Source organism: Corynebacterium pelargi (genome assembly GCF_014635485.1).
GTDB classification, from domain to species: domain Bacteria; phylum Actinomycetota; class Actinomycetes; order Mycobacteriales; family Mycobacteriaceae; genus Corynebacterium; species Corynebacterium pelargi.
The window spans coordinates 250682-271506 of record NZ_BMCX01000004.1; the positions used below are offsets into that span (position 1 = coordinate 250682).

The following is a 20825-nucleotide window of genomic DNA, read 5'->3' on the forward strand; positions in this document are numbered from 1 at the left end:
GCACTCGCGGCGGATAGAATCACCGCTTGTGAATTCCTTGCGCTATAAGCTCTCCACCCTGGTGCAAACCTTCTGGTTTATCCCAGCGGTGCTCGTCGTTTTCTCCATCGTCTTGGCCCAGTTCCTGATCTGGTTGGAACTGCGATTCGGCGTTCCAAGCCAGCTCAGCTTCATCTACCAGGGTGGCGAATCCGGCGCACGCAGCCTGCTCAGCTCCATTACCACCGCCAGCATCGGTGTGGCGGGCACGATGTTCTCGATCACCATCGCAGCACTTTCCTCGGTGGTCTCGACGATGGGCCCGCGCCTATTGCACAGCTTCTTGCAAGACCGCGGCATCAAACTCACCCTCGGCATCTTCGTTGCCACCTTCGCCTTCGCGCTTTTCTCCCTTCGCTCCATCAGTGCAGGTGAGGAGGGTGAAAACGTCTTCGTTCCGCACTATAACGTCACCGTGGTCATGATCTATGCCACCTTGTACATCGCCGCGGTGGTCTACTACATCGGGCATATGGCCGGCAGCATCTCCATGACGCGGGTAGTGAATTTGCTTGCCGACGACCTAAGCGCCGCCCTAAAAAAGGGCACCGAAGAGGCAGCACAACAACGCCAATTCACCATGCCTCCCGAGGGCTACTTCCTAGGAGGGCAGCCTGTGTATGCAGATCGCGGAGGCTATGTGCAGTACGTGGATTATCAAGGGCTGGCCAAGGCCGCAGAAAAGCACGAATCCGCCATCGAATTATTGGTACGCCCAGGCACCCATGTCACCCGCGGCGATCTGCTTGCCCACTGCGTTCCAGAGCGCTTCGACATCGATGAATACGTGATTATCGGCAACACCCGAAGCGATAAACAAGACATGGAATTCTCGGTGCGCCAATTACTCGAAGTGGCCGTGCGAGCCCTGAGCCCCGGCACCAATGATCCCTTCACCGCCATGGACGTCACCGATCGCTTTGCCGAGGTCTTAAGCCAACTACGGGATCGAGCCTTGCCCCAAGGCGTAATCGAGCGAGATCAGACCATCCGCGTGCTCTACGACGTCACCACCTATGAGGGCCTGGTAGACGAGATGTTTGTGCAGATTCGCCAAAACGCCAAGGGCACCGTGGCGGTGTACATGCGCATGCTGGAGGCCTTGAGCAAAGTGGCAGCAAGCACCACCCGCCCGGAACGCTGCGAGGTGCTCCAGCGTCACGCCGACCTGATCATCAGCGATGCCCGCGAATTGGTGCAGACCTCTTCAGACCTAGACTCCCTGGAACGCCGCCACCAAGCCTTAAGCCAGCAACTGCAACACAGCGCCGCCCAGGGCGAGGAGGATTAATCGACCTGCTGGTAGCCCGTGCGTGAAATCAGCGGCAAAGGCGAGTACTTGGCGCGAAGCTCGCGCAGGGTATTGGCATGTTGCGCCAGGCGCTGATCTTCCACGGTTCTGGGGCTAAATTGCCGCGCCGGGAGCGGGTGGCCATCAATATCCATGCCGATATAGGTGACCGTGGCGTGGATCGCCGTCTTGAGCGCATCGCGCCCGCCTTTGGGGTCGCCTGCGCGCACGTGGATGGAGGTTTGCATCGAGCGGGCATCGGTGCGCATCAAACGCGCATCCACCTCGATCAGATCGCCGATGGAGATGGGGCGATAAAAGCGAATGCCTCCGGCATAGACGGCCACGGTGTGCTCACCCGACCACTCCATGGTGCAGGCGGTGCCGGCCTCATCGATCCATTCCATAGCTGTGCCGCCGTGGACATTGCCACCCCAGTTGACGTCGGTAGGCTTAGCCAAGAAACGGTGAATCAGCCTAGGAGCCTCCGAGGGGCCATCGTAGGTCTGCTTATCCATCTCCTCTTCGATGGCTTTGCGCAGCTCAATGCGGGATTCCGCCGCATTGTGTACATCCATATCCTCTTTGGTGCTCGGCTCATACTTGGGCACCCGCACAGGCTTGCCGCTTTCTGGATCCTTGGCCACGAAGATGACCAAGCAATCGCAGGCGCGAGTAAAGACGCCCTCGCGCGGATCTGCAGAAAGCACCTCATTGACGATGTGCATCGAGGACGTTCCCGTCATCGCGATCCTCGAACGCACCTCCACCATGTCGCCCGATTTGATGGGGCGAGTGAAGTGAATATGGCCAACGTAGGCGGTTACACAATAGGTGCCCGACCACTGCACAGCGCAGGCATAGGCTGCCTTGTCAATCCATTCAAGGAGTCTGCCGCCGGCTACACCGTGGCTTCCGGCCATGATGATGTCGGTAGGAGCGGCAAGAAAACGGAGAGTCACCGAGGATTTGCTCATGGCGAAACTTTAGCAATTACACCCCTGACTTACACTCAAGCCCATGGCACGCATCGACCCTGCTGAAACCCGCAACGCCGTTGTTGCACTCACACCGTGGCTACGCGATGAGCAAGCCCCCGCGCCCTCGCGCCAGGCTCTTGCCAAGGCGGTGCGTTTAAGCGCACGCTTGATGGCCCAAGAAACCCCCGGCCATTCCGTTGAGGTGCGCGTACCTCCCTTCGTGGCGGTGCAGTGCATCGAAGGCCCAAGGCACACCCGTGGCACCCCGCCCAATGTGGTGGAATGTGCCCCGCGAACCTGGTTGCAGCTCGTGACAGGGATCAAGACGTGGCAGGAGGCCGAAGTGGAAGCCTCAGGTACTCGCGCCGGGGAAGTCTCCGCGCTGTTGCCGCTTATTCCTGTAGGTAGGGAAGAAACCTAGCTGTATTCGGCGGGACTATCGGGGGTGATCACCCCAACATGGGGCGAGAAGGTGGGGCAGTGGGCTAGCATGGCTGCGTGGCAAATACACAAGCGCCTCAAGGTAGTACCCCTGCCCCGTTCGATGATCAAGGCGAACAATCGCCCCGCGAGGAATGCGGCGTATTCGGAGTATGGGCCCCCGGCGAGGAAGTTTCCAAGCTCACCTATTTCGGACTATTCGCTTTGCAGCACCGCGGCCAGGAAGCCGCCGGCATTGCTGTAGGCGATGGGGATCAAGTGGTGGTGTTTAAAGACCTTGGCCTTGTAAGCCAGGTCTTTGATGAGCCAACCTTGGAATCCTTGCGCGGCGATGTTGGCATCGGCCACACCCGCTACTCCACAGCAGGTGGCGTGACCTGGGAAAACTCACAGCCGATGTTCCGCGTCGCCCCCGATGGCACCGACGTGGCGTTGTGTCATAACGGCAACTTGGTCAACTTCCTTGAGCTTCTCGACGAAGCCGCTGAGAAAGACCTCGTGCGCAAAGATGAGGCGCCTTCTGACTCCGATGTGATGACGGCGCTGCTATCCCACGACATCCACGACGGCCACACCCTCCTAGATGCAGCCCGTGGCCTTTTGCCGCGCATCAGAGGCGCGTTCTGCCTGACCTTCACCGATGGTCACACCCTGTATGCAGCCCGTGATCCTTGGGGTATTCGCCCCCTCGTGCTCGGTCGCCTCGACGGTGGCTGGACCGTCGCTTCTGAAACCTGTGCGCTCGATATTGTTGGTGCCTCCTTCGTGCGCGAAATTGAGCCCGGAGAGCTCGTCGCTATCGACGGCTCGGGGGTTCGCTCGGAGCGCTTTGCCGAAGAAGACCGCAAAACCTGCGTGTTTGAATACGTCTACCTGGCGCGCCCAGACTCCACCATTCACAACCGCAACGTGAATGCCACCCGCCTAGAAATCGGGCGGAAACTCGCCCGCGAATTCCCGGCCGATGCGGATCTGGTGATCCCCGTGCCGGAATCGGGCAACCCGGCCGCAGTGGGATACGCCCAGGAATCCGGCATCCCCTTCGGCCAAGGCTTGGTCAAGAACGCCTATGTGGGGCGCACCTTCATTCAGCCTTCTCAAACGCTGCGCCAGCTTGGCATCAGACTCAAGCTCAACCCGCTGCGCGAAGTGATCCAAGGCAAGCGCCTGGTGGTGGTGGACGATTCCATCGTTCGTGGCAACACCCAACGCGCACTGATTCGCATGCTGCGCGAGGCAGGCGCCAAGGAAGTCCATGTGCGCATTGCCTCCCCGCCGGTGAAATGGCCCTGCTTCTATGGCATCGACTTCGCAAGCCCCGGTGAACTCATTGCCAATGCCGTAACCGGAGACAATGAAGAAGAAATGGCGGCACAAGTCAGCACCGCCATCGGTGCCGATACGATTGGTTATGTCTCTACCGAGGCCATGATTGATGCCACCGAACAACCCGCAACGGAACTCTGCGCCGCCTGCTTCGATGGGCACTATCCCATCGGAATGCCAAAGGGCAATAAAAACGCAGAGCTTGTATCCGCCATGCAACGCGGATCCTGCGGCGGCAAAGACTAGCGCTTTGGCCAAAGACCACCACACAAATCCAACACCCAAGGAAGTAGCACCATGACCGAAGATGTTTCCTACGCCGCAGCCGGCGTCGATATCGAAGCTGGCGATCGCGCAGTCGAACTCTTCGCGCCGCACGCCAAGCGCGCCACCCGCCCCGAGGTACGCGGCGGACTCGGAGGCTTTGCAGGGCTGTTTGCACTGGGCAAGTACCGTGAGCCCCTGCTCGCCGCCGGATCCGATGGCGTAGGCACCAAACTGGCCATCGCCCAAGCCATGGATAAGCACGACACCATCGGCATCGACCTGGTCGCCATGTGTGTGGATGACCTGGTGGTCTGCGGTGCAGAGCCACTGTTTTTGCAGGACTATATCGCCATCGGCAAGGTCGTGCCCGAGCACGTCGCCGAGATTGTTAAAGGCATTGCAGAAGGCTGCGTGCAGGCAGGGTGCGCGCTGCTTGGTGGCGAAACCGCCGAGCACCCCGGTGTGATGGAACCCGGTGAATACGACGTATCGGCCACCGCCGTGGGCGTGGTCGAAGCCGATGAGCTGCTTGGACCAGACCGCGTGCGCAAAGGCGATGTGGTGATCGCCATGGCATCCTCAGGTCTGCACTCCAATGGCTACTCCCTGGCGCGCCACGTGCTGCTGGAAAAAGCCGGGCTGCCGCTGGATAAGGAGATGGAAGAGCTCGACCGCCCCCTCGGTGAGGAACTGCTCGAGCCCACCCGCATCTACGCCAAAGACTGCCTGGCCCTCGCCGATGAGTGCGAGGTGCATACCTTCTGCCACGTCACCGGTGGCGGCTTGGCCGGCAACTTAGAGCGCGTCATCCCCGAAGGTTTGCGCGCCGAGCTCTCCCGCGCCACCTGGACCCCGGGACCGATCTTCCGCACCATCCAATCGGTAGGCCAGGTGCCGCTGGCAGAGATGGAAAAGACCTTCAACATGGGCGTGGGCATGGTGGCAGTGGTGGCCGCTAAGGACCGCGACCGTGCCCTGGCAATGCTCACCGCGCGCCATATCGACGCCTGGGAACTCGGAACAATCGTCGCTGCCGAAGAAGGCGAAGCCTCCGTGGAACTCAGCGGCACCCACCCCGGCTACTAAACACTTTTAGGCACGAGAAAAAGGGGAAGCGGCCGAGGCTGCTTCCCCTTCCAAGCGTGTTGCCCCCTTGGGGGCATCAACGACTAGTCGCGCCAGTCGTAGTCCGAGTAGTCGTCTTCACGATCATCATCTCGTGACTTGCCCGCAAGTTCTCGCTGCAGCCGCTCCAAGTCCATCTCAGGAGTGTTGTACTTCAGCTGGCGTGCAACCTTGGTCTGCTTAGCCTTCGCGCGTCCGCGACCCATGGCATGACCCCCTTGGAGTAACTTCGATCGGCCCACGGAATACACCGGGGCCGCTCGCAATATCGTGCTGTTTTATCTATTCCTAAATGACACAATAGCCCGAAAGGTAGGCATTTGTCGCGCCGGGGTCCTGACCAGCACCTTTAGCTAACCATGAACGGGGCTACTTGCCCTGAAGGCGCTCAATTGCCTGACGGCCCAAAGGAGTGCCGCCCTCAGCCGGCACCGAATCCGGGTCCACCGCCACAGCAACCTCGCCCGCCTGCAAGTCATTGCGTTGCAGGGCGCTTCGCTTCAACAGACCCAAAGCGATCGGGCCGTACTCGTGATCGTGCACCACGGTGCCGATGCGGCCGAGTGCCCGGCTGCTGCCCGCGGCAGTGATGGCATCGCCAGGCATAGGGAGGCTTGGTGCGGAACCATCGAGGTGAAATAACACCAACACCCGAGGCGAACGACCCAAATTTTCTACACGCGCCACCGTTTCCTGGCCGCGATAACAACCCTTATGCAGGTGCACACCATGGGCGAGCAGGGAGGGAGATTCATGAGGAATGGACTTGCCATCCAAATCCAGGTGGCGCACCGGGGCAAGCGCTCGAACACGCTCGGCGTGATAGGCCATTAACCCCACGGCCTGGGCGCCCTGGGCAATCAGTTCGCCTGCCACCTCAAGCATGGCATCGCGAGGCACCAACAAATCCATACTCGGCACTGCCAGCAGATCCATGCGGCGATAGGGCACAGCAGGCTCCACCTCCGGCAGCACACCGGCCAAGGTCAGCACGCCAATATCCGGGGTGCTGATCTCAACCTTGGACCAAAACACCATCTTGTTCAGGTAATCCAGCAAGCCATCAAAATCTTCAGGCTCGCAATCCAAATAGATCGTGTTTTCCCACACCAGCACATCCATCTGGTGCAGCACCCGACCTTGGGCATCAAGGTCTAAGGCTTGGGCACCAAAGGGGACGGGGGCGTCGACAAGCTTCTGCGAAAGCAGATTATTTAGAAAACTCGGGGCATCCTCACCCTCGACGGCGATCACGCGGCGATACGAACGATCCACCAACGCCAGGGAAGAGGCGAAGGCGCGCTGCTCTCCCAGGGGATTGCCATAATGCCACGCCACACCCGCGACAGCGATCGGATCATCGCCGGGGTCGCACTCGGTAGCGCCGGGCAAACTCAGCAGGGGGGAAGACACATGATGTTGCTGCACATTTTTCATCCTAGTGAGCTTTTCTAGCATCCGCGTTGGGCATAATAAAGATATGGCAGCACCAACGCGCACACCTGCGCCGCAACCGATCATCATCGCCGTCGAACCATTCGGCGGATCCATTCGAAACCACAGCCCCCTGCTGCCGTTGGTGTACTGGGACGACGCCGCAGTCACCAGGGGCGACGGGGTGTTTGAAACACTGCTGCTGCGCAAGGGCAAACCCTGCCTTATCGACGAACACCTCCGACGCTTCCAACGCTCAGCGAAGTTGCTCGACCTGCCCGAACCTAACGCCGATGACTGGCGCAAAGCCACCGCCATGGCTGCTGAGCAATGGGCAGAAAAAACAGAGCAAGACGCCAAACTCGTGTGGACCTACACCAGGGGCAGGCCAACCAGGGATCCGCAACAGCCGCACCCCACCGCGTGGCTGAGCGTGACCGCGATTGACGATGCAGTGCTGCGCCAACGCGAAGAAGGCGTGAAAGTACTCAGCGCCCCGCGTGGCTATGTGCTGCACACCGAGGGTGAAGAGGAAGGCGCTAGGGCGCTGCCGTGGCTGAAGGTGGGGGCGAAAACGCTGAACTATGCCACCAATATGGCGGCACTGCGCTGGGCACACGACCAGGGCTATGACGATGTGATCTTCACCGAAGGCGAAAAAGTGCTTGAAGGGGCGACCTCCACGGTGATAACCGTGCGGGGCAATAAGCTGCGCACCCCCTTAGCCGAGGGGATCCTGGCCGGCACCACCCAAGCTGCGGTCTTTGCCCATGCAGAAGCCCAAGGCTGGAACTGCAAGGCCAAGCCCATGGACCTGGAATACCTCTGCCACAAGGCCGATAGCGTGTGGCTTCTCAGTTCAGTGCGCATGGCCACCAGGGTTCGGCGCATCAATGACGTCAAACTGGCCAAGCCAGACAATGAGGCTGAGCTTCGCGCACTCTTCCAGGAGGCACTGGGCGCCTGAACGCCTTGCTCAGGCAACACGAAAGCCCCGGGGCGCAGAAGCGGTGAGCTGTACTCCGGGGCTTGGTGTACGTGGGCGTATCGCTGTGGATCGCGGGTATCGGGGTGCTTAGCCGATTACGCGGGAGAGCTCGGCTGACATGCGCGGGCGAAGCTCATCGCCGACCATGCGCTCATCCACCCAGCCGAGGTTGTTATTAGGCATCAGGCCATAGAGGCGCTTGCCGGGGCCAAGGGTGGAAGGCCCGGTGGCGGTGACCATCGTGGAGGCCGACTCGATTTGCCATGCGCGCTCATTGACGGGCTGGCCGTAGTAAATCTCGGATACGCCACTGGAGTGGGTGCACACCACTTCAATTTCGTCTTGCTCATTAATGCGCCAGAAACCGGATTCGCGAACATCGAGGCCGGTGGGGTTGCCCTCCTGGTCCAGCTTCCACATGCGCGAGCTATAGGTGAGGTAGTTTTCGCCGTCGTGGGCGAACACGATCTGCTGGCCAAAGTTGTACTGGCCGTCCTCGGCGGTATCGGCCTGGCCGGTGCCGCGCCACACACCCACCAGCGGCAGCAAGGCGAGCAGGCCATCGTGCAGGCTGGGACCTTCGCGCAGGTTTGCCGTGTCATCGGGGATGGGGAGATCGCCTAAGCCGGGGATATTGCGGTGGGCAGTGTCTTTCCACTGCTCAGCGGCCTGGTTTACGGCATCGTTGCCCGAAAGGGAAACTTCCGGGCGGGCATTTTGTTGTTCTTCGCTCATAACGCCCTACCTTAGTGGCTTTCCTTGAAGGATCGTCGAGTTGTTCGCCAAGGGCGTTGCCAAACGATGGTGGCACATGTCGTGGGGGCGAGGCTTCGTGCTGGGTAGGGAAGAAGAATTGTTAGGTAATACCGCTGCTGCACACTAGGCTATGCGCCGTGCGTACATTGCTAATTGCTAATCCAAACTCCACCACGCAATCACCGCGACTGTTTAGCCGGTTGATTCCTACCTTGCGTGAGGTAGAAGGCCTGGAGATGAAGGCCGTATTTACCCACTACGCCGGCCATGCCCGCGAAATTTGCAGCGGATTAAGCGTAGAAGACTATGACGTGGTGATCGCAGTTGGTGGCGATGGCACCGTCAATGAGGTAGTCAATGGCCTGCTCGGCCCTGTTGATCAACGACGCGACCCCAAAGACGTACCGGCCCTGGCCGTTATCCCCACCGGATCTGCCAACGTGTTTGTGCGCGCCCTGGGCTTTCCTGCCGAGCCGATTCTTGCCACCGAGGAGCTGGCAAAGTCCTTGCGCAGCCAGCGCATCCGCAGCGTGGAGGTCGGCACCTGGGATAATGAATGGTTCGCCGTAAACGCAGGCTTTGGCATCGACGCCGACGTGATCGCCGGGGTGGATCGAGTACGCAGCAAGGGCGCGTCTGCCACACCATTTCGCTACTTCAAGGTAGCCATCCAAGCGTGGCGACGCATCCACCGCGAACCACCGCAGATCAATATCAGCGGCACCTTGAAATCGGGCGAGCGCTTCGAGGAAGAACGCCTGCCGCTTCTGATCGCTTCCAATACCAACCCCTGGACCTTCCTCGGTCCACTGCCGGTGGTGACCAACCCCGATAACTCCTTCGATCAAGGCTTGGGCCTTTTTGGTCTTCGCGATATCTCCGGCGTTGGTGGCGTTGCCGCCATGGCGCATATCGTTGGCTTTGGACACAATAAGTTCATGGATCGCTACCTGGAACCTCGCACCGTTTCTTATGACGACGTGGCCGAGGTCGAGATCCGCTGCGAAAACGACCAGCGCTTCCAGGTGGATGGCGAATACGTCGACCAGATGAGCTCGGTTACCTTGGGTGCTCTGCCTGATGCTTTGCGCGTGTACGCCCCTGGCAAAGACTCCGGCGATACGCCGATGTCACGGATGCGTCGCCTGCTGAGCTTTCTTGATCCGCGCTCCTAGCAGCCTTGCAACACCTGCCCCGCCACCTTGGTGCACACCACCAGGGGGCGGGGTTTTGTGGTGTTAGCCAATGTTGGTGGGGGAGAAATCGCGAAGCCTCAGCGTCACATTTCTTTCCTGAGCCTGGAAGTACAAGGTGCCACCGGAGACGTACACAAAACCAGCCTGGGAGCGCATGGGCAGCAGGCGGGTATCAATGCGCCAGCTCATCGCGTCCATGATCGCCTCATCGCTTAGCGAGCCATCCCCACGATCGAGCACCTTGGTAGGGGTGAGGCGGAAATCCGGGCCCTCGATCCTCAGATCAGCCACCACGCTCACCGGCTTGGATTGGCCTTTTGGCGTGCCACGTAATTGCGCCTCGCTCGCGGTGCCGCCATTTGGCGAAATGTCATAGGGGTTAGAAATATCCAGATCCGCAATGCCGAGCTGTTTTCCCACGCTCACGCCATCCAGGCCGATGGTTTGCGTAAGCAGCAGCGCGCGACTGCCTCGAATATCACCTGAGAACACCTGCGATGCATCGACTTGAACATCCACCGCATCGGTGGTGGTGGTGATCAGCCCAAGGCGGGGAGTATCCACGTCGGAGACGGAGACGGAGACTTGCTTGATCTTCCCGCTAATCAGCGCCTGGGTATATGGGGTTCCTCCGAAGTAGACGCCGGGGCTCATTTCCAGCTCGGCCGATTCCTCCACATCTTGGGCCAAAGAACGCTCCGCACGCGCTGCGATGGCTGAGTCGATGATCCAGACGACAAAGAGAAGCGTCACGGTGAATACGAGGAGGCGTCGAAAAGCTTTGGAGCGGAGCACAGTGTCATTCTTGCACACCGCTTCCGGCTCAATGAGCAGATCACGCGTACCTTAGACACCATGAAATTACTGCGACTTTCCCTACCCGAACACCCCGAATTGGCCAAGCAAAGCCTGGAAATGCTCAGCGAGATTGCCCAGGAAGATGACGTTGAGGCGCTTTCCGAGCACTTCGTTCGGGGGCTTAGCGACCCATCCTTGGGCCATCAACACCTCCTGGCGATGCGTGAACAAGGCCCTATCGCCATCGCAGCAAGTGAAGGCGCACAGGCTGAATTTGCGGTGGCTCCAGCTTTTCGACGCCGAGGCATCGGATCCGAACTGCTTGCCACCCTTGCAGCAGACGGCATTCGCGATGTGTGGGCCCATGGCAACCTCCCCGGAGCCCGCAGGCTTGCAGAACGCGAGCACTACCACCCCACGCGTGAACTGCTGGTGATGGGCATTGAAGGTGAGGCGCTCAAGGCTGCAGCGCAAGTGCAATTGGCCGATGATCTGCAGCTCAGCACCTATGCCGATACCACGCTCGAGGCACCTGAGCAGGAGTGGTTGCGCGTGAATAACGAGGCCTTTGATTGGCACCCTGAGCAGGGCGGTTGGGATCAGCAGCGCTTAGCAAAGGCCATGGATCAAGATTGGTTCCGCGCCGATGACGTGCTCTTTTTAGAAAGCGAAGGGCGTCTAGCAGGCTTCCACTGGCTCAAGCGCCACGGTGATTTGGACGAAGGCGCCGATGGTGAGGTCTACGTGGTGGGTCTTGGCCGCGATTTCCGAGGCCGTGGCCTGGGGGATCCGCTGGTGCGCCTTGGTTTGGCGCGTCTGTATGAACAAGGCGCGCAGCGGGTGATTCTCTATGTGGAATCCGATAACCGCCCTGCCGTGCAGGCCTATGAGCGTTTGGGTTTTTCCACGCTTGAACGCCACGTGGTCTATAGCCAAAGCGCTCTTCAAGGCGAATAATTTGGCAAATAAAAGGTAAACACTTGCCTACATCGACGCCGCGCCGGGTGGGGGAGCGCAGAAGTTAGGGGTTGGGTTGCTCACTTTTGGGTGAAATCTAGGTGAATTCGCCCAAAAAGTGCAGCCATTTCTGCAGCTCAGCGCGGTGTTCATAAAGTCACTCTTGGAGTTTACCCATTGTTTACCTGCGGGGTCATTTTCCTTCATTTTGCTGTCTTAGATTGTTGTTCGTGAGCGTGAGCAGACATATCTGCACGCGTTAACCGAGGCCTCGAAGCAACATGCAATAGACCAAGTGAACAAGATAACCGGAGAGGTTACCCCGTGACTCGATCGATCAAGCGATCCGCCCTCGCCAGCCTGATGGCTGGTTCGTTGGTGCTCGCAGCATGCTCCGAGACCGATAGCTCGTCCACCGATTCCAAGGCGTCTGACGCTACCGCCATTGAAGGTCTGACCGGCGCAACTGGCGAACTCGTTGCCGAGGGAGCCTCCTCCCAGCAAAACGCCATGAACTACTTTGCAAACCAGTATCAGGCCGCTGTGCCTGGTGCCACCCTGGCGTATAACGCCACCGGCTCTGGCTCTGGTGTAAAGAACTTCATTGCTGGCCAGGTTGCCTTCGGTGGCTCCGACTCCCCGCTCAAAGAGGATCAAATTGAGCCCGCCAAAGAGCGTTGCGAAGGCAACGAGGCATGGCACCTGCCCATGGTGATCGGCCCCGTTGCGGTGGCATACCACCTCGATGGCGTTGATGATCTCAACCTTTCCACCAAGACTGTTGCCAAGATTTTCAAGGGCGACATCACCAAGTGGAATGACGATGAGATTGCCAAAGAAAACGAAGGCAAGGATCTTCCGGATAAGGACATCAAGGTGGTGTACCGCTCCGATGAGTCCGGTACCTCCGATAACTTCCAGAAGTTCCTCAAGGCTTCCACCGGGGAGTGGGACAGCGAAGGTAAGTCCTTCCCCTCCAAGGTTGGAGCAGGTGCCTCCGGTTCCAACGGTGTTGCCAGCGAAGTGGCAAACATCGACGGCGGCATCACCTACGTTGAGTCCGGTTTTGCTAAGCAGCAGAACCTCGGCATTGCCAACCTGGACTTCGGTTCAGGTCCGGTGAAGCTCGATTCCGACACCGTTGGCGTTGCTCTGGAGAACCTCGAGTTCACCACCGAGGGCAACAACATGGTTGTTGATACGGAGAAACTCTTCGAATCCAAGGACGAGGGTGCGTATCCGCTGGTGCTCACCACCTACGAGTTGGTGTGCTCCAAGGGCTACGACGATAACACCCGCGACCAGGTCAAGGACTTCCTCACCGTCGCCCTGAACTCTCAGGACGAGCAGTTGGAAGAACTTGGTTACATCCCGGTTAAGGGCACGCTCCACGATCGCCTGCAGAAAGCTGTAGAAGCGATCAGCTAGCACTCAAGGCGCTGGCTCAACAACAGCCGGCGCCGCCAAGATTGAACACACAACGCACTAAAAGGATGAAGAACATGGCAGCCACCATCGCTCAGAAGCTCGACCTCCCTTCCGCTGAGCAGCTCATCGCCGCCGCAGACGTCGCATTCGACAACATGGAACGCATGAACGGGTCGAAGAAGGCCTCGATCGGCTCCGCAGTCGAGCGTGTTGGCGTAAAGGTGGTTGCCAAATTCTCTCCTTCCACCGAGCTTTCTTTGAACAACGCTCGCACCGCCTAAGCGCCAATCTCTCCAACACAACCGGAGGTAACGGCTGATCACGCCGTTACCTGATTTGGTGCTTGGCTCGTGAGGGTTTTAGCTAAGAAAGTTCCTCCTATGCCAAGGAACTTCTTCCAATGGATCGCACAATCGAGCCCATCGCATCACAACGCGATGTCCTCACAAGCACCCCAACGCCCGCAGCCCCACAACAAGGCAACACTCCAGCCTCGGATGCAAAAAGCTCGCGCGGCGCGCGTCGTCCAGGCGATGTCATTTTCAAATCCCTGGCCACCTTCTCGGCCGCTACCATCACCCTGGTGATCGCAGCGATCGGCTTCTTCCTGCTGTGGCGCGCAGTTCCTGCACTTCGCAATAATGCAGCGAACTTCTTTACCTACGCCGGCGATTGGAACCTCAGCAATACAGCCGCCATGGAGTTTGGTATTCCCAACCTCTTGGCCGCCACCGTGCTCATCTCCGCCATTGCACTCATCCTTGCAATGCCAGTAGCACTCGGTATCGCCATCTTCCTTTCGAACTACGCACCCGCCAAGCTGGTGCGCCCACTCGGCTTCCTAGTAGACATGCTCGCCGCAGTCCCCTCGATTGTGTTCGGTCTTTGGGGCTGGCAAGTGCTCGGCCCATCACTGTCTGGTTTCTACCAATGGCTCCACAACGTAGGCTCCGGCATCCCCCTATTTGCCACCTACGCCAACTCGCCTTCCTTCGACACCGGCCGCAACATGCTCACCGGTGGCATCGTGCTTGCCGTGATGATCCTGCCGGTCATTGCAGCAACCGCCCGAGAAATCTTCGTACAAACCCCCATCGGACAACGTGAAGCAGCCCTGGCGCTGGGCGCAACCCGCTGGGAAGTAGTACGCATGACCGTGCTGCCCTTCGGTATGCCAGGTTTCATCTCTGGTTCCATGCTCGGCCTTGGTCGTGCCCTCGGTGAAACGATGGCGCTCTACCTCGTGGTCTCGCCCTCCAGCCAATTCCGCTTCTCGCTTTTCGACGGCGGAACCACCTTCGCTACCGCCATTGCTAATGCGGCACCGGAATTCAACGACGACCTGCGTGCAGGCGCCTATATTGCAGCCGGCCTCATGCTGTTTGCTCTCACCTTCGTAGTGAACTCCATCGCCCGCGGAATCATTACCAAGAAAGCCTAAGGAGCCCACACCATGACGATGACCATTGATAGTTCCAAGCTGGAACCAGGCCCAGGCTTTAGCCACATTTCCACCAAACGCAAAGCCACCAACCGCGTAGCCAGCGTCATTATCAGCAGCTCCGTGGCATTCGCCCTGATCCCGCTGATGTGGGTGCTCTACACCGTGATCTCCCGCGGCATCGGTGCGGTAGCCAATGCCACCTGGTGGACGACCTCCCAAAAGGGCGTGCTCTACTCCGTCGAAGGCGGCGGTGCACTCCACGCCATCATCGGTACCGCAACCCAGACCGCGATCTGCTCGCTGATCTCCATCCCCGTCGGTGTCGCGACCGCCATCTATCTGGTGGAATACGCCGGCAACTCCCGCCTAGGCAAGATCACCACCTTCATGGTGGACATCCTGACCGGTGTGCCCTCCATCGTGGCAGCGCTTTTCGTCTACTCCCTGTGGATCGTGCTCTTCGGATTCGACCGCTCGGGCATTGCGGTGTCCTTAGCCCTGGTGATTCTGATGATCCCCGTGATCATCCGCAACACGGAAGAAATGCTGCGCGTGGTTCCACACGATCTCCGCGAAGCCTCCTATGCCCTTGGCGTTCCAAAGTGGAAGACCATCGTCAAGATTGTGCTGCCCACGGCACTGTCCGGCATCGTCACCGGCGTGATGCTGGCCATCGCCCGCGTGATGGGCGAATCGGCACCCGTGCTGATCTTGGTGGGCTCCACCCAAAGCATCAACTGGGACCCAGTACACGGACCGCAGTCCTCGCTGCCGCTGATGATGCTCGACATGTTCAAAGCAGGCACCGCCCCAGCAGTGCTGGACAAGCTGTGGGGAGCAGCACTGACCCTGGTGTTCATCATCGCCTTGCTCAACATTGGCGCCCGCTGGATCTCCGCCAAATTTGCCACCAAGCACTAAGCACACTCAGAAGGAACCACCATGTCCAAGCTTTCTATCCGCGACCTCAATATCTACTACGGCGATTTCCACGCGGTGCAAGACGTTGAATTAGACGTAGAACCCCGCAGCGTTACCGCCTTCATCGGCCCCTCCGGCTGTGGCAAATCCACCGTGCTGCGCACCCTCAACCGCATGCACGAAGTCACCCCTGGTGCCAGCGTCAAAGGCACCGTGCTGCTCGACGGCGAAGATATTTACGCAAAAGACGTAGACCCGGTAAGCGTGCGCAACACCATCGGCATGGTGTTTCAAAAGGCTAACCCTTTCCCCACCATGTCCATCGAAGAAAACGTGGTAGCAGGGCTCAAGCTCGCAGGTGAAAAGAATAAAAAGAAGCTGCGTGAAGTAGCAGAACGCTCCCTCCGCGGCGCCAACCTCTGGGAGGAAGTCAAAGATCGCCTGGATAAACCAGGTGGCGGGCTTTCCGGTGGTCAGCAGCAGCGCCTCTGCATTGCCAGGGCAATTGCCGTTGAGCCTGAGGTATTGCTCATGGACGAGCCTTGTTCGGCTCTGGACCCGATCTCTACGCTCGCGGTGGAAGACCTCATCCATGAGCTCAAAGAGGAATACACCATCGTGATCGTGACGCACAATATGCAACAAGCATCGCGTGTATCCGACCAAACCGCGTTCTTCTCGCTTGAGGCGACCGGTAAACCAGGCCGACTCGTCGAAGTTGCCGACACCAAGAAGATCTTCTCTAACCCAGAAAAGCAGGAAACGGAAGACTATATCTCTGGTCGCTTCGGCTAAAGCCCCCTAAGAAGCAAAGCGCTCTTTTCCTAAGATCAAGGAAAAGAGCGCTTTCGCTGTGACTAGGCGGTGTTGTTAGTCCACAGCCTTGGGCCAGTCGAAGTTGCTGAACTGCCGCTCAAGCTCTTCGAAGCGACGCTCGATTTCCGCCTGCTCCTCACCCTCGCTGCGCTTCGCGCGATAATCGTGGGGGCTAAGACCAGTGGCCAAATAAACAATCTGGCCGGCCACCGCCACGGTGTGATCGGCGAAGCGCTCAAAGAAGCGGGCGATCAAGGTGCAATCAACTGCTGCTCGCGTGCCATAAGGCCAGGGGCGATTGCTTAACAGACCCATGAGGTGATCATGAAGATCATCTACGGCATCGTCATCTGCGCTAAAGACCAATGCCACATCGGCATCCGGGTTTTCCAGGATGCTCTTGAGCTTTTCGGCCATCTCCAAACACAGCCTGCCCATCTCGCGGAAGTACCCCATGACCGGATCGGCGATCACAGGCTCCGGGTAGCGCCGCCGTGCCGTGGAGGCGATGTGCTTGGCCAGGGACGCCATGCGGTCGAGATCTTCAATGATGTAGATCGAGCTTAAGATCTGGCGCAGATCTCTGGCGACGGGGCCTTCGAGCGCGAGCAATTGGAAGGCTCGGCTTGTCGAGCGCTGTTTGAGCTCTTTGAGTTCATCGCCCAAAGACAATGCCTGCTCTGCTGATTGCAAAGAAGTCTCGGAAAGGCCATGAGTAGCATTGCGGAGCACCTCAATGACGACATTGCACATGTCGTTTACGTCATTTGCGAAGGCGTCGAGGTGTTCCCTATAAGCAGTACGCATGGTGGTTAGTGTAGGCGCTTGAAAGCCTTTGCGCTCGCCGAACAAGCATGTGGGGGGGTGTTGCGCAGAAAAAGCGCCCAAGAAGTTGAACGGCGTTCAATATACTTTTGGCTATGACGCAAGAGGTTTTCGATGTCGTAGTAATCGGCGCCGGCATTGCAGGAATTGCAGTGGCAGAACAACTCAATAAAATCGACCAGCTCTCCTGGGTGGTCTTAGAAGAAAAAAGCGCCATCGGCGGCACCTGGGATACCTTCCGTTACCCCGGTGTACGAAGCGACTCCGATATTGATTCCTACCGATTCAGCTTCTTACCCTGGCGCGGCACCCGCCCGCTTGGCAGTGGGGAAGAGATACGCACCTACCTATCCCAAGCCGCAACCCACGCAGGTATGGATACCCGCACTCGCTTTGGCCATCGAGTGCAACGCCTGGAACACCGCGATGGGTACTGGCATATCCACGCCACCCACGGCGAGAAAGCAGTACACCTGCAAAGCCGCTGGGTGCACCTCGGCTGCGGCTACTACGACCACCACCGCGGGTATCAACCACAACTGCCTGGTGAAGAACACTTCCAAGGGCTCGTCCTCGACCCCCAACACTGGCCCGATGATCCAGCACATCCGGCCAACAATCTAGACGGCAAACACGTCAGCATCATCGGCTCCGGGGCAACAGCCACCAGCCTCGCCCCAGCACTGCACGCCCAAGGTGCAAAGGTCAGCATTGTGCAACGCACCGCCAACCATATGGCGGTGATGAGCGATGCAGATCTTTTCGCTCCGCTTCGCCGAGTTGTGGGGGCGGGGGTCGTCGACAAGCTTGATCGAGCACGCGCCATCCAATCACAACGCGCCGTGCTGTGGCTATCGCGCACAAAGCCCGACATGGTTGCGGCCTCATTGGCTAGACATCGCGAAAAAATTCTGCAGCGCGAGGAGGATCGGGAGGCCTTCCGCGCGAAATATCCGCTGTGGACCCAGCGAGTGTGCCGCATCCCGGATGGGGATTTGCTGCACCTGATTCAAGATGGCGAGGTTGCCATCCATCACTCCACAATCAAAGGCATGGGGGAGGACTCCATCGAGCTTGCCTCGGGCAAGCGGCTGCACACCGATGTGCTGATTAAGGCCACTGGCCTGCGGCTTCTGGTATTCGGAGGCATCCAGATCGAAGTGGATGGCGCACGCATCCAGCCCGGCGAGCATGTGGCCTGGCGCGGAATGATGCTCAATGGGGTGCCAAATTGCAGCTTCACCCTGGGCTACGTCAACGATTCCTACACGCTCAGGGCAGAACTCGTGGCCAACTTTCTTGCCCGCATGATCCAGCACATGCGCGCAGCACACTTGGAACTTGCCACCCCGGAAAAGCCTCAGCACCTTCAGCCGCAGCGCATCATCGATCTTGACTCCGGCTACGTCAATCGCGGTATTGATGCATTCCCGGTGGTCTCCCAAGAAGCGCCGTGGACGCTGCGCAATCACCATGCGCGCGAACGCCGAGACTTCCTGCGCACCGACCTCAACCACGGCATGCGCTACAGCACCACAGCACCGCAAAGTACTGAGCTGCGCATTGGAGGCACCCGGTGCCGAGTGCAAGGTGAAGGCCAGCCCGTTATTGCCATCCACGGCATCGGGCGAGGCCTAGAGGATTGGGAAGTGCTTGCGCCAGAAATCGTGGCACGCGGGATGCAGTTGATCAGCGTGGATATCCCGGGATTTGGCGATTCTCCGCGCCGCGGGGGTGCCAGCATCGAGGGGCTTGCTGCGAGCATATGGGAGATCATCGACGAACTTGAGGCAAGGCGTGAAGGTGCTGGCGGTGGGGCCAGTGGGGAAGGCGAGCAGGGGAGCGCGCAAGGTGAGGCTGGCGGCTCTGCGAGCAGGCAATGTGAGGCCGGTGGGCCGGGGAGCAGGCAAGGCAGTGCCGCGCCGATTCTGCTGGGCCATTCACTCGGCGGGCTGATCGCCCAGGCCATGCTGCGCCAACGCCCCGATGCCGTAGCCGGGCTGGTGCTGCTGGCACCTAGTGGTTTCTCTCAGGAGATCACCCCGATTGTTCGCCTTGCTGCCAAACCCGTGCTCGGCACCACGCTGCTAAATATCAGGTGGACACCACTGCTTCGAGCCATGGAGCAAGCCACCGTCGCCGATCCGGGGCGGATTAGCGACGCCGTGGTGGCTCAAGCCAAGCAGCGTGTGAGCAATCCTGATCGAGCCCAGTTATTTGCCGACATTTCTGCCAACCTCCTGGCAAATGAGGACCGCGAAGCCCTCGCACGCAGCGCGGGCAAGGTAGCGCGCGAGGCAGGCGTTCCCGTGCGGATTCTGTGGGGCGCACAAGACAAGGTGATCAGCTCCCAACACGCAGCCCAGGCTGAAGCCTTCTATGGCCAAGAAGTTTCGCTGCTTGAAGGCTGCGGGCACATGGTTGCTACTGAACGCCCGCAGGCTGTGCTTGGTGCATTAGAAGAAGTATCCAACGCCTAAAAGTGCGGCCCAAGGCGCGCAGCCCGCGGCACAAGGATTGCGGCGCCGCGGTCCAAGGTGCTCGCTGAGTGCTACTGCACGGTGGCGTTAACCGCCGGAGTGCATGATCTCTGCGCCTTCCGGCACGGTGTCATCTTCTGGATCGTCTAGCCAGCCTTCGGGCAGCACCACCTTTGAAGGTGAACCCTTACGCCCGCGCGCGCCATCGGCGTCGTCTGCCAGAGCATCGGAATCTGCCCAGGGGTCGAGCACGCGGCGCAGATCGTCCAGGGTGTGAATGCCCGAGAGCTGTGCTCGCACCTCGCCGCCCACGGGGAATCCACGCAAATACCAGCCCATGTGCTTTCGCATATCGCGGCAGCCCCGCTGTTCTCCCTCGTGTTCCACGAGCAGTTCTGCGTGGCGGTTGATAATGCGGGTGACTTCGCCCAGGGTGGGCTGCTCGGGAATGGGTTCACCGCGAAGCGCTGCGGAAAGTTCAGCAAAAAGCCAGGGGCGCCCTAAACATCCTCGTCCCACTACCACGCCATCGCAGCCGGTTTCTTCCATCATGGCTTGGGCGTCGGTGGCCTTAAAAATGTCGCCATTGCCCAATACCGGAATGCCGGTGTGGGCGAGGTGCTCTTTCAGCCGGGCGATTTCTTGCCAATCGGCTTCGCCTGAGTAGCGCTGCGCGGCAGTGCGTGCGTGCAGGGCCACGGCGGCCGCGCCTTCTTCTACGGCGATGCGCCCTGCATCCAGGTGGGTGTGGTGTTCTGCATCGATGCCCACACGGAACTTCACTGTTACCGGCACGTTGCTGCCTTCGCAGGCTTTCACGGCTGCTGCGACGATATTGCCAAAGAGGCGGCGCTTATATGGCAGCGCTGATCCACCGCCGCGCCGGGTCACCTTAGGCACGGGGCAGCCGAAGTTCATATCGATGTGATCCGCCATGTCTTCGTCCACGATCATCTTGGCGGCCTTGTAGGTGTATTCGGGATCGGTGGTATAAAGCTGCATGCTCCGAGGTTGTTCATCGGGAGCGAAGGTGGTCATGTGCAGGGTTTTCTCATTGCGCTCTGCGAGCGCGCGTGCGGTGATCATCTCGCACACATACAGCCCGGACACCGTGCCTGTTTTCTCGCGTTCTTGTTCGCGGCACAGGCTACGAAAAGCTACGTTGGTTACCCCCGCCATGGGTGCGAGTACCACGGGGGAGTTCAGGCTAAGAGGTCCAATATGCAGCGTCACCTTGACCATTGAACTCAAAGCCGGCGGTGGACTCAAACTGCACCGATCTGGGGGTGAGGACGATAACACAATCGGACACG

20 protein-coding genes are annotated in these 20825 nt (G+C 59.3%); 13 read left to right on the forward strand and 7 right to left on the reverse strand.

The features are described from left to right. The first annotated feature begins 28 nt into the window (after window positions 1–28). Window positions 29–1330, forward strand: a complete 1302-nt coding sequence (locus tag IEU99_RS09515; RefSeq protein ID WP_164931131.1) for a DUF2254 domain-containing protein — start codon at window positions 29–31, stop codon at window positions 1328–1330. Here IEU99_RS09515 and IEU99_RS09520 read toward each other — a convergent pair. Next, the gene (locus IEU99_RS09520) at window positions 1327–2307 is read right to left on the reverse strand and encodes an acyl-CoA thioesterase (protein WP_128889263.1); all 981 of its coding nucleotides are present in this window, start codon (window positions 2305–2307) and stop codon (window positions 1327–1329) included. The genes IEU99_RS09515 and IEU99_RS09520 overlap by 4 nt on opposite strands. Before the next feature lie 43 nt (window positions 2308–2350). Between IEU99_RS09520 and IEU99_RS09525 the strand changes: the two genes are divergently transcribed. From IEU99_RS09525 to purM, 3 genes are all read left to right on the forward strand, one after another. Further along, the gene (locus IEU99_RS09525; protein ID WP_128889264.1) at window positions 2351–2731 is read left to right on the forward strand and encodes a sterol carrier family protein; all 381 of its coding nucleotides are present in this window, start codon (window positions 2351–2353) and stop codon (window positions 2729–2731) included. A 77-nt stretch (window positions 2732–2808) separates the two neighbouring features. Beyond that, entirely contained in the window at window positions 2809–4323 is a 1515-nt protein-coding gene (gene purF / locus IEU99_RS09530) for an amidophosphoribosyltransferase (RefSeq protein ID WP_128889265.1), read from the forward strand. 51 nt (window positions 4324–4374) lie between these two features. Further along, on the forward strand, window positions 4375–5430 hold the full coding sequence (gene purM / locus IEU99_RS09535; RefSeq protein WP_128889266.1) for a phosphoribosylformylglycinamidine cyclo-ligase: 1056 nt from the start codon (window positions 4375–4377) through the stop codon (window positions 5428–5430). An 83-nt stretch (window positions 5431–5513) separates the two neighbouring features. Here purM and IEU99_RS09540 read toward each other — a convergent pair whose 3' ends face one another. Next, window positions 5514–5675: a DUF3073 domain-containing protein gene (locus IEU99_RS09540; protein ID WP_128889267.1), complete on the reverse strand. Its 162-nt coding sequence runs from the start codon at window positions 5673–5675 to the stop codon at window positions 5514–5516. Between the two features lie 163 nt (window positions 5676–5838). Then, the gene (ygfZ, locus tag IEU99_RS09545) at window positions 5839–6897 is read right to left on the reverse strand and encodes a CAF17-like 4Fe-4S cluster assembly/insertion protein YgfZ (protein ID WP_229718463.1); all 1059 of its coding nucleotides are present in this window, start codon (window positions 6895–6897) and stop codon (window positions 5839–5841) included. 52 nt (window positions 6898–6949) lie between these two features. On the opposite strand from ygfZ, the gene IEU99_RS09550 reads away from it, so the two are divergent. Continuing rightward, complete coding sequence (locus IEU99_RS09550) at window positions 6950–7870, forward strand: aminodeoxychorismate lyase (RefSeq protein WP_128889269.1); 921 nt, start codon at window positions 6950–6952, stop codon at window positions 7868–7870. 108 nt (window positions 7871–7978) lie between these two features. On the opposite strand, the gene IEU99_RS09555 is transcribed toward IEU99_RS09550, so the two are convergent. Continuing rightward, entirely contained in the window at window positions 7979–8626 is a 648-nt protein-coding gene (locus IEU99_RS09555; protein WP_128889270.1) for a heme-binding beta-barrel domain-containing protein, read from the reverse strand. 158 nt (window positions 8627–8784) lie between these two features. Here IEU99_RS09555 and IEU99_RS09560 point away from each other — a divergent pair, with 158 nt between their 5' ends. Further along, window positions 8785–9822 carry a diacylglycerol/lipid kinase family protein gene (locus IEU99_RS09560; RefSeq protein ID WP_128889271.1) on the forward strand — a complete coding sequence of 346 codons (1038 nt, stop codon included), beginning with the start codon at window positions 8785–8787 and terminating at the stop codon, window positions 9820–9822. A 63-nt stretch (window positions 9823–9885) separates the two neighbouring features. Here the strand turns inward: IEU99_RS09560 and IEU99_RS09565 are convergent, their stop codons facing one another. Next, window positions 9886–10638 carry an LmeA family phospholipid-binding protein gene (locus IEU99_RS09565; RefSeq protein ID WP_164931132.1) on the reverse strand — a complete coding sequence of 251 codons (753 nt, stop codon included), beginning with the start codon at window positions 10636–10638 and terminating at the stop codon, window positions 9886–9888. 60 nt (window positions 10639–10698) lie between these two features. Between IEU99_RS09565 and mshD the strand changes: the two genes are divergently transcribed. The 6 genes from mshD to pstB all read left to right on the forward strand — a co-directional run bounded on the left by mshD (window position 10699) and on the right by pstB (window position 16186). Continuing rightward, the gene (gene mshD, locus IEU99_RS09570; RefSeq protein ID WP_128889272.1) at window positions 10699–11598 is read left to right on the forward strand and encodes a mycothiol synthase; all 900 of its coding nucleotides are present in this window, start codon (window positions 10699–10701) and stop codon (window positions 11596–11598) included. A gap of 324 nt (window positions 11599–11922) precedes the next feature. Continuing rightward, a complete protein-coding gene (gene pstS / locus IEU99_RS09575; RefSeq protein ID WP_128889273.1) occupies window positions 11923–13026 on the forward strand; it encodes a phosphate ABC transporter substrate-binding protein PstS in 1104 nt (367 codons plus the stop codon). Between the two features lie 74 nt (window positions 13027–13100). Continuing rightward, window positions 13101–13307, forward strand: coding sequence for a hypothetical protein (locus IEU99_RS09580; protein WP_128889274.1), 207 nt, complete (start codon window positions 13101–13103; stop codon window positions 13305–13307). Window positions 13308–13426: 119 nt separating this feature from the next. Beyond that, window positions 13427–14467: a phosphate ABC transporter permease subunit PstC gene (pstC, locus tag IEU99_RS09585; protein WP_128889275.1), complete on the forward strand. Its 1041-nt coding sequence runs from the start codon at window positions 13427–13429 to the stop codon at window positions 14465–14467. A gap of 12 nt (window positions 14468–14479) precedes the next feature. Next, window positions 14480–15391 (forward strand): phosphate ABC transporter permease PstA, encoded by a 912-nt coding sequence (gene pstA / locus IEU99_RS09590; RefSeq protein ID WP_128889276.1) that lies wholly within the window; start codon window positions 14480–14482, stop codon window positions 15389–15391. Window positions 15392–15412: 21 nt separating this feature from the next. Further along, entirely contained in the window at window positions 15413–16186 is a 774-nt protein-coding gene (pstB, locus tag IEU99_RS09595; protein ID WP_128889277.1) for a phosphate ABC transporter ATP-binding protein PstB, read from the forward strand. A 75-nt stretch (window positions 16187–16261) separates the two neighbouring features. Here the strand turns inward: pstB and phoU are convergent, their stop codons facing one another. Next, window positions 16262–17014: a phosphate signaling complex protein PhoU gene (phoU, locus tag IEU99_RS09600; RefSeq protein ID WP_128889278.1), complete on the reverse strand. Its 753-nt coding sequence runs from the start codon at window positions 17012–17014 to the stop codon at window positions 16262–16264. Between the two features lie 113 nt (window positions 17015–17127). On the opposite strand from phoU, the gene IEU99_RS09605 reads away from it, so the two are divergent. Further along, window positions 17128–19512 (forward strand): alpha/beta fold hydrolase, encoded by a 2385-nt coding sequence (locus IEU99_RS09605; RefSeq protein ID WP_128889279.1) that lies wholly within the window; start codon window positions 17128–17130, stop codon window positions 19510–19512. An 87-nt stretch (window positions 19513–19599) separates the two neighbouring features. Here the strand turns inward: IEU99_RS09605 and dusB are convergent, their stop codons facing one another. Further along, entirely contained in the window at window positions 19600–20754 is a 1155-nt protein-coding gene (dusB, locus tag IEU99_RS09610) for a tRNA dihydrouridine synthase DusB (protein ID WP_128890772.1), read from the reverse strand. Between the last annotated feature and the right edge of the window lie 71 nt (window positions 20755–20825).

Coding starts and splice junctions, on each gene's coding strand:
- IEU99_RS09520 (WP_128889263.1), bottom strand. CDS start 2,307: ATGAGCAAATCCTCGGTGACTCTCCGTTTTCTTGCCGCTCCTACCGAC.
- IEU99_RS09525 (WP_128889264.1), top strand. CDS start 2,351: ATGGCACGCATCGACCCTGCTGAAACCCGCAACGCCGTTGTTGCACTC.
- purM (WP_128889266.1), top strand. CDS start 4,375: ATGACCGAAGATGTTTCCTACGCCGCAGCCGGCGTCGATATCGAAGCT.
- IEU99_RS09540 (WP_128889267.1), bottom strand. CDS start 5,675: ATGGGTCGCGGACGCGCGAAGGCTAAGCAGACCAAGGTTGCACGCCAG.
- IEU99_RS09550 (WP_128889269.1), top strand. CDS start 6,950: ATGGCAGCACCAACGCGCACACCTGCGCCGCAACCGATCATCATCGCC.
- IEU99_RS09555 (WP_128889270.1), bottom strand. CDS start 8,626: ATGAGCGAAGAACAACAAAATGCCCGCCCGGAAGTTTCCCTTTCGGGC.
- mshD (WP_128889272.1), top strand. CDS start 10,699: ATGAAATTACTGCGACTTTCCCTACCCGAACACCCCGAATTGGCCAAG.
- IEU99_RS09580 (WP_128889274.1), top strand. CDS start 13,101: ATGGCAGCCACCATCGCTCAGAAGCTCGACCTCCCTTCCGCTGAGCAG.
- pstC (WP_128889275.1), top strand. CDS start 13,427: ATGGATCGCACAATCGAGCCCATCGCATCACAACGCGATGTCCTCACA.
- pstA (WP_128889276.1), top strand. CDS start 14,480: ATGACGATGACCATTGATAGTTCCAAGCTGGAACCAGGCCCAGGCTTT.
- pstB (WP_128889277.1), top strand. CDS start 15,413: ATGTCCAAGCTTTCTATCCGCGACCTCAATATCTACTACGGCGATTTC.
- phoU (WP_128889278.1), bottom strand. CDS start 17,014: ATGCGTACTGCTTATAGGGAACACCTCGACGCCTTCGCAAATGACGTA.
- IEU99_RS09605 (WP_128889279.1), top strand. CDS start 17,128: ATGACGCAAGAGGTTTTCGATGTCGTAGTAATCGGCGCCGGCATTGCA.
- dusB (WP_128890772.1), bottom strand. CDS start 20,754: ATGGTCAAGGTGACGCTGCATATTGGACCTCTTAGCCTGAACTCCCCC.